Annotated in this window: 9 protein-coding genes; 6 read left to right on the top strand and 3 right to left on the bottom strand. The window is 51.2% G+C overall.

The genetic code is table 11. From position 1 onward, the window contains the following. Positions 1-296 precede the first annotated feature (296 nt). From sucA to NNO03_RS18740, 5 genes are all read left to right on the top strand, one after another. The gene (gene sucA, locus NNO03_RS18760; RefSeq protein ID WP_271442215.1) at positions 297-3,098 is read left to right on the top strand and encodes a 2-oxoglutarate dehydrogenase E1 component; all 2,802 of its coding nucleotides are present in this window, start codon (positions 297-299) and stop codon (positions 3,096-3,098) included. 14 nt (positions 3,099-3,112) lie between these two features. After that, a complete protein-coding gene (gene odhB / locus NNO03_RS18755) occupies positions 3,113-4,336 on the top strand; it encodes a 2-oxoglutarate dehydrogenase complex dihydrolipoyllysine-residue succinyltransferase (protein WP_271450211.1) in 1,224 nt (407 codons plus the stop codon). A 91-nt stretch (positions 4,337-4,427) separates the two neighbouring features. Further along, positions 4,428-5,594 (top strand): ADP-forming succinate--CoA ligase subunit beta, encoded by a 1,167-nt coding sequence (gene sucC, locus NNO03_RS18750; protein WP_003022927.1) that lies wholly within the window; start codon positions 4,428-4,430, stop codon positions 5,592-5,594. Further along, a complete protein-coding gene (gene sucD, locus NNO03_RS18745; protein ID WP_005122544.1) occupies positions 5,594-6,463 on the top strand; it encodes a succinate--CoA ligase subunit alpha in 870 nt (289 codons plus the stop codon). The genes sucC and sucD overlap by 1 nt, the downstream gene beginning before the upstream one ends. 257 nt (positions 6,464-6,720) lie before the next feature. After that, entirely contained in the window at positions 6,721-7,614 is an 894-nt protein-coding gene (locus tag NNO03_RS18740; protein ID WP_271450210.1) for a PocR ligand-binding domain-containing protein, read from the top strand. Here the strand turns inward: NNO03_RS18740 and cobA are convergent. Continuing rightward, on the bottom strand, positions 7,593-8,381 hold the full coding sequence (gene cobA / locus NNO03_RS18735) for a uroporphyrinogen-III C-methyltransferase (RefSeq protein ID WP_202039115.1): 789 nt from the start codon (positions 8,379-8,381) through the stop codon (positions 7,593-7,595). The two genes, NNO03_RS18740 and cobA, sit on opposite strands and share 22 nt — an antisense overlap. A gap of 404 nt (positions 8,382-8,785) precedes the next feature. Between cobA and NNO03_RS18730 the strand changes: the two genes are divergently transcribed. Then, on the top strand, positions 8,786-9,688 hold the full coding sequence (locus NNO03_RS18730; RefSeq protein WP_137381339.1) for a LysR family transcriptional regulator: 903 nt from the start codon (positions 8,786-8,788) through the stop codon (positions 9,686-9,688). Positions 9,689-9,808: 120 nt separating this feature from the next. Here the strand turns inward: NNO03_RS18730 and cobO are convergent, their stop codons facing one another. Both cobO and NNO03_RS18720 read right to left on the bottom strand, forming a co-directional pair. Further along, the gene (gene cobO, locus NNO03_RS18725) at positions 9,809-10,411 is read right to left on the bottom strand and encodes a cob(I)yrinic acid a,c-diamide adenosyltransferase (protein ID WP_271450209.1); all 603 of its coding nucleotides are present in this window, start codon (positions 10,409-10,411) and stop codon (positions 9,809-9,811) included. A 9-nt stretch (positions 10,412-10,420) separates the two neighbouring features. After that, complete coding sequence (locus NNO03_RS18720) at positions 10,421-12,073, bottom strand: class I fumarate hydratase (RefSeq protein WP_271450208.1); 1,653 nt, start codon at positions 12,071-12,073, stop codon at positions 10,421-10,423. Positions 12,074-12,131 lie beyond the last annotated feature (58 nt).

Raw genomic sequence — 12,131 nt, 5'->3', positions numbered from 1 at the left:
GGGTTACGTACCTTGTAGGCCTGATAAGCGAAGCGCCATCAGGCAATGGTTGCCGGATGCGACGTACCGTCTTATCCGGCCTACGGGTTATGTACCTTGTAGGCCTGAAAGCTACGCGCCATCAGGCGAATCGTTAATGTAGGAAACCTCTAAAAACTGCCCCTTATCTCTGACAGTTTTTAAAGGTTCCTTCGCGAGCCAAACAAAAAGAGCTCGCAAGTGAACCCCGGCACGCACATCGGTGTGCGTGGTAGTATCCACGGCGAAGTAAGCATACAAATGCTTAAGGGATCACGATGCAGAACAGCGCTTTGAAAGCCTGGTTGGACTCTTCTTACCTCTCCGGTTCTAACCAGAGTTGGATAGAACAGCTCTATGAAGACTTCTTAACCGACCCTGACTCGGTAGATGCTAACTGGCGTTCGACGTTCCAGCAGTTACCTGGTACCGGAGTCAAACCGGATCAACTCCACTCAAAAACACGTGATTATTTCCGTCGACAGGCGTTGATTACCCCACGTTACTCTTCTTCTATTTCCGACCCTGATGCCAATGTGAAGCAGGTTAAAGTCCTGCAGCTCATTAACGCCTATCGTTTCCGCGGTCACCAGCATGCGAACCTCGATCCGCTGGGGCTGTGGCAACAAGAAAATGTGGCCGATCTGGATCCTTCTTTCCACGATCTGACCGACGCTGATTTTCAGGAAAGCTTTAACGTAGGTTCTTTTGCCGGTGGCAAAGACACCATGAAGCTGAGCGACCTGGTTGTCGCACTGAAACAAACCTACTGCGGCCCGATTGGCGCAGAGTATATGCACATCACCAGCACCGAAGAGAAACGCTGGCTTCAGCAGCGTATCGAGTCCGGGCGTGCCGCATTCAGTAGTGAAGAGAAGAAACGCTTCCTCAGTGAACTGACTGCAGCTGAAGGCCTGGAGCGCTACCTGGGTGCGAAGTTCCCAGGGGCAAAACGCTTCTCACTGGAAGGTGGCGATGCGTTAATCCCGATGCTTAAAGAAATGATCCGCCACGCCGGTAACAGCGGAACTCGTGAAGTGGTTCTGGGCATGGCGCACCGCGGTCGTTTGAACGTACTGGTTAACGTGCTGGGTAAACGCCCGCAGGAACTGTTCGACGAATTCGCAGGCAAACATAAAGAACACCTCGGCACCGGCGATGTGAAGTACCACATGGGCTTCTCATCAGATATCGAAACCGAAGGCGGTCTGGTGCACCTGGCGCTGGCGTTTAACCCGTCGCACCTTGAAATCGTTAGCCCGGTGGTTATCGGGTCGGTACGTGCGCGTCTGGATCGTCTGGACGAGCCAAGCAGCAATAAAGTATTGCCGATTACGATTCACGGTGATGCGGCAGTGACCGGACAGGGCGTGGTTCAGGAAACCCTGAACATGTCGAAAGCGCGTGGTTACGAAGTGGGCGGTACCGTTCGCATCGTCATCAACAACCAGGTGGGCTTCACCACCTCTAACCCGCTGGACGCACGTTCTACACCATACTGCACCGACATCGGTAAGATGGTTCAGGCGCCGATCTTCCACGTGAATGCGGATGACCCGGAAGCGGTTGCTTTCGTTACCCGTCTGGCGCTGGATTTCCGTAATACCTTTAAACGTGATGTCTTCATTGATCTGGTGTGCTACCGCCGTCACGGCCATAACGAAGCCGATGAGCCGAGCGCAACCCAGCCACTGATGTATCAGAAAATCAAAAAGCATCCGACCCCGCGCAAAATCTACGCTGACAAACTGGAAGCCGATAAAGTTGCCACGCTGGAAGATGCGACCGAAATGGTCAACCTCTATCGTGATGCGCTGGATGCTGGCGAATGTGTCGTGAAAGAGTGGCGTCCAATGAACATGCACTCCTTCACCTGGTCACCGTACCTCAACCACGAGTGGGATGAAAATTACCCAAGCAAGGTTGAAATGAAGCGTTTGCAGGAATTGGCCAAACGCATCAGTACCGTACCAGAAGCAGTTGAAATGCAGTCGCGCGTTGCCAAGATTTACGGCGACCGTCAGGCAATGGCGGCAGGCGAGAAGCTGTTTGACTGGGGTGGCGCAGAGAATCTGGCTTACGCCACGCTGGTTGACGAAGGCATTCCGGTACGTCTGTCGGGTGAAGACTCCGGCCGCGGTACTTTCTTCCACCGTCACGCGGTGATCCATAACCAGGCGAACGGTTCAACCTACACTCCGCTGCAGCATGTGCATAACGGACAGGGCACCTTCCGCGTATGGGACTCCGTACTGTCTGAAGAAGCGGTGCTGGCATTTGAATACGGTTATGCCACGGCTGAACCGCGTACCCTGACCATCTGGGAAGCGCAGTTTGGTGACTTCGCCAACGGTGCGCAGGTGGTTATCGACCAGTTCATCTCGTCCGGCGAGCAGAAATGGGGCCGCATGTGTGGTCTGGTGATGCTGCTGCCGCATGGCTATGAAGGTCAGGGACCGGAGCACTCCTCTGCGCGTCTGGAACGTTACCTGCAACTTTGTGCTGAGCAAAACATGCAGGTTTGCGTCCCATCTACGCCGGCACAGGTTTACCACATGCTGCGTCGTCAGGCGCTGCGCGGTATGCGTCGTCCGCTGGTGGTGATGTCACCGAAGTCATTGCTGCGTCATCCGCTGGCGGTGTCTACGCTCGACGAACTGGCGAACGGCACATTCCTGCCAGCCATTGGTGAGATTGATGAACTTGATCCACAAGCCGTGAAGCGTGTCGTAATGTGTTCTGGTAAGGTTTATTACGACCTGCTGGAGCAACGCCGTAAGAATGGCCAAAAAGATGTTGCCATTGTACGCATCGAACAGCTCTATCCATTCCCGCATAAAGCGGTGCAGGAAGCGCTGAAACCGTTTGCTCATGTACATGATTTTGTCTGGTGCCAGGAAGAGCCGCTTAACCAAGGCGCATGGTACTGCAGCCAGCATCATTTCCGTGAAGTAATTCCATTTGGGTCAGCTCTGCGTTATGCAGGTCGCCCGGCCTCTGCCTCTCCGGCAGTAGGATATATGTCCGTTCACCAGAAACAGCAACAAGATCTGGTAAATGACGCGCTGAACGTCGATTAAATAAAGGATAAATAATGAGTAGCGTAGATATTCTTGTTCCCGACCTGCCTGAATCCGTAGCGGATGCAACGGTTGCAACCTGGCACAAAAAACCGGGCGATGCAGTACGTCGTGATGAAGTACTGGTAGAAATCGAAACTGACAAAGTGGTACTGGAAGTACCGGCATCAGCGGACGGTATTCTTGATGCGGTCCTGGAAGATGAAGGGACAACGGTAACTTCTCGCCAGATCCTCGGTCGCCTGCGTGAAGGCAACAGCGCCGGTAAAGAGACCAGCGCCAAGTCTGAAGAGAAAGATTCTACTCCGGCGCAGCGCCAGCAGGCGTCCCTCGCCGAGCAGAACAACGATGCCCTGAGCCCGGCAATCCGTCGCCTGTTGGGTGAGCACAACCTCGAAGCCAGCGCTATCAACGGCACAGGCGTCGGTGGACGTATTACGCGTGAAGATGTTGAAAAACATCTGGCTAAAGCGCCGGCGGCGAAAGCTGAAGCGAAAGCACCGGCCGCAGCACCTGCGGCACAGCCTGCACTGGGCGCACGTGGTGAAAAACGCGTTCCGATGACCCGTCTGCGTAAGCGCGTGGCTGAGCGTCTGCTGGAAGCGAAAAACTCTACCGCGATGCTGACAACCTTCAACGAAGTCAACATGAAGCCAATCATGGACCTGCGTAAGCAGTACGGTGACGCGTTTGAGAAACGCCATGGTATCCGTCTGGGCTTTATGTCTTTCTACGTTAAAGCCGTTGTTGAAGCGCTGAAACGCTATCCGGAAGTGAACGCGTCTATCGATGGTGATGACGTGGTTTATCACAATTACTTTGATGTCAGCATGGCGGTTTCCACGCCGCGTGGTCTGGTTACCCCGGTACTGCGTGATGTTGATCTGCTGGGTATGGCCGACATCGAGAAGAATATTAAAGAACTGGCAGTAAAAGGTCGTGACGGCAAGCTGACGGTTGAAGATCTGACGGGCGGTAACTTCACCATCACTAACGGTGGTGTGTTCGGTTCCCTGATGTCTACGCCTATCATCAACCCGCCGCAGAGTGCCATCCTGGGTATGCATGCCATCAAAGACAGACCGATGGCGGTAGACGGTAAGGTTGAAATCCTGCCGATGATGTATCTGGCGCTGTCTTATGACCACCGTCTGATCGATGGTCGTGAGTCAGTAGGCTTCCTGGTAACCATTAAAGAGTTGCTGGAAGATCCAACACGTCTGCTGCTGGACGTGTAACCAAAAAGAGTATCACCTGCCCCGTAGGCCTGGACGCCTTATCAGGCCTACGGGTAAAAGATAACGATTACCTGAAGGATGGACAGAACACATGAACTTACATGAATATCAGGCAAAACAACTTTTTGCCCGCTATGGCTTACCGGCACCGGTGGGTTATGCCTGTACTACTCCGCGTGAAGCCGAAGAAGCCGCATCTAAAATCGGCGCAGGCCCGTGGGTAGTAAAATGTCAGGTTCACGCTGGTGGCCGTGGTAAAGCGGGCGGTGTGAAGGTTGTAAACAGCAAAGAAGACATTCGCGCTTTTGCTGAACACTGGCTGGGTAAACGTCTGGTCACTTACCAGACAGACGCACATGGCCAACCGGTAAACCAGATTCTGGTTGAAGCCGCGACCGACATTGGTAAAGAACTTTACCTCGGCGCAGTGGTTGACCGTAGTTCCCGTCGCGTGGTCTTTATGGCCTCTACTGAAGGCGGCGTAGAAATCGAAAAAGTAGCGGAAGAAACCCCGCACCTGATCCACAAAGTAGCGCTGGATCCACTGGCTGGCCCAATGCCTTACCAGGGGCGTGAGCTGGCGTTCAAACTGGGTCTGGAAGGTAAACAGGTTCAGCAGTTCACCAAGATCTTCATGGGGCTGGCGACGATTTTCCTGGAGCGCGACCTGGCGCTGATCGAAATCAACCCGCTGGTGGTAACCAAACAAGGCGATCTGATCTGCCTCGACGGCAAACTGGGCGCTGACGGCAACGCGCTGTTCCGCCAGGCTGACCTGCGTGAAATGCGCGACCAGTCTCAGGAAGATCCGCGTGAAGCGCAGGCTGCACAGTGGGAACTGAACTACGTCGCACTGGACGGGAACATTGGTTGTATGGTTAACGGTGCGGGCCTGGCAATGGGCACCATGGATATCGTTAAACTGCACGGCGGTGAACCAGCGAACTTCCTGGACGTTGGCGGCGGCGCGACCAAAGAACGTGTAACCGAAGCATTCAAAATCATCCTCTCTGACGACAATGTTAAAGCTGTTCTGGTTAACATCTTCGGCGGTATCGTTCGTTGCGATCTGATCGCTGACGGTATCATCGGTGCGGTAGCGGAAGTGGGTGTTAACGTTCCTGTTGTTGTGCGTCTGGAAGGCAACAACGCCGAACTCGGCGCGAAGAAACTGGCTGACAGCGGCCTGAATATTATTGCAGCGAAAAGTCTGACGGATGCAGCTCAGCAGGTTGTTGCCGCAGTGGAGGGGAAATAATGTCAGTTTTAATTAATAAAGATACCAAGGTTATCTGCCAGGGCTTCACCGGTAGCCAGGGGACATTCCACTCTGAACAGGCTATTGCTTACGGTACGCAAATGGTCGGTGGCGTTACACCGGGTAAAGGTGGCACCACGCATCTGGGTCTGCCGGTCTTCAATACCGTACGTGAAGCCGTAGAAGCGACCGGCGCAACCGCCACCGTTATCTACGTTCCGGCACCGTTTTGCAAAGATTCCATCCTGGAAGCTATCGATGCAGGCATCAAACTGATCATTACCATCACCGAAGGTATCCCAACGCTGGATATGCTGACCGTGAAAGTGAAACTGGATGAAGCTGGCGTACGCATGATCGGCCCGAACTGCCCAGGTGTTATCACCCCGGGCGAATGTAAAATCGGCATCATGCCGGGCCACATTCATAAACCGGGTAAAGTGGGCATTGTTTCCCGTTCCGGTACGCTGACCTATGAAGCGGTTAAGCAGACCACCGACTACGGTTTTGGCCAGTCTACCTGTGTCGGTATCGGCGGTGACCCGATCCCAGGCTCTAACTTTATCGACATCCTGAAACTGTTCCAGGAAGATCCGCAGACTGAAGCGATCGTGATGATCGGTGAGATCGGCGGTAGCGCAGAAGAAGAAGCGGCTGCGTACATTAAAGATCACGTGACTAAGCCGGTTGTGGGTTACATCGCAGGTGTGACCGCACCGAAAGGCAAACGTATGGGGCACGCGGGCGCAATCATCGCGGGTGGTAAAGGGACAGCGGATGAGAAATTCGCTGCGCTGGAAGCTGCTGGTGTGAAAACCGTGCGTAGTCTGGCCGATATCGGCGAAGCGCTGAAAGCGGTAATTAAGTAATTCTCAAAAAGCAGTATAAGGTCCGACTCTTTCGCGTAGCAGAAAAAAGCTGTTACGCGAAGGAAGCAAGACTGATTCGTTTTCGACATGGTTGGCCATCTATTGATGGCCTTTTTTATTTTCTGTCATCCCGCATCATGCAATTTGATCACATTCATCTTCACAAATGAGATTATTTTTTGCGGCGAGCATCATTCTTTCTTTTGCCTGGATTTTGCATATTACCGCCTTTAGTCATATTAAGGTTGGAGGATGATGTGTCGCTGAAAATTCAGGATGATTACTTACCATGTTTTTTCTCTATAGCAGAAGTTTTCTCCAATGCGACGGGGTTAGCAACGGTAGTCGTTGATGTTACAGGCAGAGCACTCTCTGACTGCCATAATTTTAATTCATTCTGTAAGCTGATGAGAGCGAATAAACGCTACAGTGTTGGTTGCCAGGCATGCGATAAACAGTGTGCTTTTGAGGCACTGAAACAGTGTAAACCCAGAATATTCAGCTGCCATGCAGGGTTAAGTTTGTTCTCCATACCATTAATTTATGAGGGGAATCTGCATGGTTTTATTATCTGTGGTCAGGTTCGGGCTAAGTACCAGGAATATAAAACTATCGTCGTTGAAGATGAATTACGATGGATGGGCGATCCTGAAATAAAAACTGAGTGGGATCAGCTTGTTGCGGTTGATAATAATACGCTGGTGGCATCGGCTAATTTATTGCATTTTATTGTTAATAATTTTGAGAGAGAAGAAAAACAATCTGAAGTGGTATTCGATAAACCGGTAAGTAGCGTCCGGCACTATTTTACGGAGCTTTCTCGTCATGAGAAAAAACTACTGGCGGCACTGCGATATATTGATGAGAACTTGTATAGTGACTTATCCCTGGAGTCTGTGGCTGCACATGTCTGTTTAAGTGCAAATTATTTTAGTCGATTTTTTAAGAAGCGTCAGGGCGTTAATTTTAAAACCTGGGTAAATCAGAAAAAAATGCAAAAGGCGGGGGAGTTATTACATGATCCTGTTCATTCAATAGACAGTATTGCCCGGAAACTTCAGTACGCACAAACCAGTTATTTTTGTCGCGTTTTCCGGGCGGCGCATCAAACATCACCTCAGTCTTTTCGTCACGCCAGACTCTCGCAGTAAAGATGTTCAGGGAGGTCGATAGCGGCAGGAATGAAAGACAAACGATCGCTCAGCGTGACGACATCGCCAATGACTACCAGTGCAGGTGGCGTAATGTTGGCTTCCTGCGCATTGCTCAGTAATGATCCGAGAGTACAGGTCAGTCGGCGCTGATTCTCCCGGGTCGCGGACATGATAATGGCCGCGGGTGTCTCCGCCGGTTTTCCGCCCATCAGTAGCTCTTCACAGATGAATGCCAGATTCGCGATACCCATGACGATAACCAATGTACCGTTCAGTTTGGCCAGCTGGCGCCAGTCCTGTTGCTGGTTACCTTCGCGTGTATGGCCGGTCACCACGTGAAAACCAGAGGCGTAATCGCGATGTGTTACCGGGATCCCGGCACAGGTTAATCCCCCAATGGTTGAACTGATACCGGGGACGACTTCAAAAGGAATCCCCGGCTCGATAAGCCCTTCAGCTTCTTCGGCCCCACGACCAAATACGTAAGGATCGCCACCTTTTAAGCGCACGATATTGTGATGCGTCTGGGCATACTGAACGAGAAGCGCATTGATTTCATCCTGCGGAACGCAATGAAATCCTGGATTCTTACCGACATTGATAAGCTCACAGTCAGCGGATGCCCATTCCAGAATCTTAGGATTGACCAACCTGTCGTAAATAATGACATCCGCTTGTTTAATGCACATCACTGCTTTGAGGGTGAGTAATGAAATATCACCGGGACCTGCGCCAACGAGCCAGACCTTTCCGAAAGTTTTCACATTGTGTCCTTTATCACGTCTAACAAAAAAAGGCAGAACCACCCCGGAGAATGATTAAAAGCAGTCGTTTGCCTGTAAGTTATAACGCTAAATTTTCCTAAATTATCGCAAGGATAATATTGATTAATCTCGCAAAGTTTTTTCCACAATAAACAAGATGACTTGAAAAATTATTAAGAACTTATTGGCGCTATGTGTCTGAATTTAACCTTAATTAAATTGTGTTTATTGTTGTGCTTGAGTATTATTGGTTAATATTTATCCGCCATCAGTATGAACAAATCATGGATTGGATCAATGACATCAATGCCTGAAATAAAATATAACACTCGATGTTTACTCGGGTGGCATGAATTATTTTTTATAAATTAAACTATTTTTGTACGCTGCATATGGAAGAGGTTATGAGAGGAAAAATACCCAAAACGGAGTTGCTGGTAACTTTTGAAGTGGTTGCGCGTCACGAAAGTTATACCCGGGCAGCTGAAGAGCTGGCTTTAACACAAAGTGCTGTTTTCCGCCAGGTGAATGCGCTAGAGGATTTTCTTAATACAGCGCTATTTAATCATGCCAAAAAACGCATTTTTTTAAATGCGGCAGGCAAACACTATTTAACTATCGTTAAAGAGACACTGAACAAGCTTGAACGAGACACGACGACGATCATGACATGGCAGCCGACCGTACAAGTGATCGAACTGGCAGTTAACCCGACGTTCAGTACGCACTGGCTGATCCCAAACCTGCGTGAGTTCAATAAACTCAATCCTGATATTATCGTTAATATTCATTCTCTGGCGAATATTGGTGATTTTCTTAACCGGGAATATGACGCAGCGATCATGCGGGAAGATTTTTACTCTCCGTGGTCGGGGGTAGAGTATCTGTTCGAAGAGGAAATTCTGCCCGTGTGCAGTCGTTGCCTGCTTGCCGAACCGGACCGGAAGCTGTCCGTCGATGAACTGCTGAACGAATACCCGCTATTGCATCAAAGCACCCGCATCAAAGGTTGGCAGGAATGGTTTGCGCTGTCCGATGTCAGCAGTCCGCTGGTGAATAAAGGTCCGCGATTTGATCTCTTATCGATGCTGATTGCGGCGGTACGCTCCAACCTTGGTGTCGCATTGCTACCCCGTTTTGCCATTCAGCACGATCTGGATAGTGGAGATATGGTGATTCCTTGCGATGTTCCAATGCGTACTGGGAATCGATTTATCATGACGTGGCGGGAGGAGAAATCAGAGTCCCTGCATTTGGAGATCTTCCGCAACTGGTTGCTAAATAAATCCGTGGTGTCGGCTGCCTGATAGCGGCTTGCGCCTTATCAGGCCTACAGGTTTCAGTGTTAACCATAGGCCGCGATAAGCATCGCGGCATTGGGCAAATCGCCGGATGCGGCTTAAACGCCTTATCCGGCAAAGGAGCGATTACCAGTCGATACCTGGCTGTGCCTGAATGCCGCTATCAAAAGCGTGTTTAACCGGGCGAAGCTCGCTGACCGTATCGGCAAGTTCAAGTAACAGCGCATGGCAACCGCGCCCGGTGACTATCACACTCTGGTCGGCAGGGCGATTTTCGATGGCGCTGATAACCTCCTGAGTATCCAGATAGTGATAAGCCAACATATAAGTGAGTTCGTCCAGTACGACCAGATCATAATGCGCATCGGCTAGCATGCGCTTACTTTCCTGCCACACTGCCGTGGCCGCCTCGATATCGGCTTCCCGGTTCTGGGTTTCCCAGGTAAAACCGGTACCCATAATATGAAACTCCACGCCGAGAGGGTGCAGCGTGTTGTACTCGCCATTATCCCACTGGCCTTTAATAAACTGCGCGACGCCAACGGTTTTTCCGTGACCAACCGCGCGCGTAGCCGTGCCGAAGGCTGCGGTGGATTTCCCTTTACCATTGCCGGTGAAGACAATCAGAATCCCTTTTTTCTCGGTTGCTGCCGCCACACGGGTATCGACCTGCGTTTTTAGCTTCTGCTGACGCTGACGATGTCGGTCATTGTTGGCTCGCGCTTCCATGATAGCTCCTTAATGCCCCGCCGGGCAGGTTGCGCAGCGATGCTGCTGCTCAAACTGACTGAAGAAGTTATTGCCTTTGTCATCCACTAAGACGAAGGCCGGCATATTTTTAACTTCCATCATCCAGACCGCTTCCATGCCCAGTTCGGGATACTCAAGACAGTGCAGGCTCTTCACATATTGCTGTGCCAGCAGAGCCGCTGCGCCGCCGATGCTGCCGAGGCTAAATCCACCGTGTTTGTGGCAGGCATCAGTAACCTGCTGGCTGCGGTTACCCTTGGTGAGCATAATGAGGCTGCCGCCTTGTGCCTGGAAAGCATCGACATACCCATCCATACGCCCGCCGGTGGTCGGACCCATTGATCCACAGGCTTGATTTTCCGGGGTTTTGGCGGGACCTGCGTAATAAACGATATGCTTTTTCATGTATTCCGGCATCGGTTCGCCGTTATCCAGACGCGCTTTAATGTTTGCGTGGGCGATATCGCGAGCGACAACAATCGGGCCGCTAAGCGACAGGCGGGTACCAATGGGCAGAGCTGACAAATCATTAAGAATGTCACGCAACGGGCGATCGAGGTTGAGCTGTACCGTCTGGGCGGTGTTTTCAACGCGGTGAGAGTCGGGAATAAACTTACCTGGGTTATGTTCGAGTTTCTCCAGCCAGATACCGTGTTTATTAATTTTAGCCTTGATGTTGCGGTCAGCTGAGCAGGAGAGCGCCATGGCGATAGGGCAGGAGCCACCGTGGCGCGGCAGACGAATAACACGAATGTCGTGGGCAAAGTATTTGCCACCAAACTGCGCGCCGATGCCAAATTCGCGGCTGGCATTGAGCAGTTCGGCTTCCAGTGCTGTATCGCGGAATGCCTGGCCCAGTTCATTCCCGCTGGTGGGCAGGTTATCGTAATATTTGGTCGATGCCAGCTTCGCAACTTTTAGCGACTGATCGGCAGATAATCCGCCAACCACAAAGGCGATGTGGTACGGCGGACAAGCGGCAGTGCCCAGCGATTTCATTTTTTCGATCAGGAAAGCCGTCAATTTCTCCGGCTGCAGAATAGATTTGGTTTCCTGGAACAACGCGGCTTTGTTAGCAGAGCCACCACCTTTGTTGACGAACAGGAAACGGTATTCGCTACCCGGCGTCGCGCTGATGTCGATTTGTGCAGGCAGGTTGGTCTGGGTATTGACCTCGTTATACATGTCCAGCGGGGCATTTTGTGAATAGCGCAGGTTACTTTCCGTAAAGGTGGTATATACACCCTTGCTTAATGCTTCGGCATCATCGCCACCGGTCCAGACCTGCTGGCCTTTGCTGGCGACAATGGTGGCGGTACCGGTGTCCTGGCAGTTTGGTAGTACGCCTTTGGCTGAGACTTCGGCATTGCGCAGCAGCTGTAATGCGACATACTTGTCATTACTGCTGGCCTGTGGATCGTGCAAAATGCTGGCAATCTGTTTCAAATGTCCGGCGCGCAGGAAAAATGAGGCCTCATAAAATGCCTGCTGTGCTAACAAGGTTAACGCTTCCGGCGCAACCTTAATAACTTCCTCTCCGTCTAACTCCGTCACAGTAATGTGTTGATTACTGAGCAATTCATATTCGGTATTATCTTTACTCTGAACAAAGAGTTCCTGCCAGACAAATGGTTTAGACATGTTTACTTCTCACCTCTTCATTTTTGCCGGATGACGGCGTAAATAAATGCGCTAATCG

Origin of the sequence: Citrobacter sp. Igbk 16 (genome assembly GCF_028069755.1) — a bacterium.
GTDB lineage: Bacteria > Pseudomonadota > Gammaproteobacteria > Enterobacterales > Enterobacteriaceae > Citrobacter.
The sequence above is the reverse complement of the archived record's forward strand: the minus strand, read 5'-3'. Positions and strand labels throughout refer to the sequence as shown.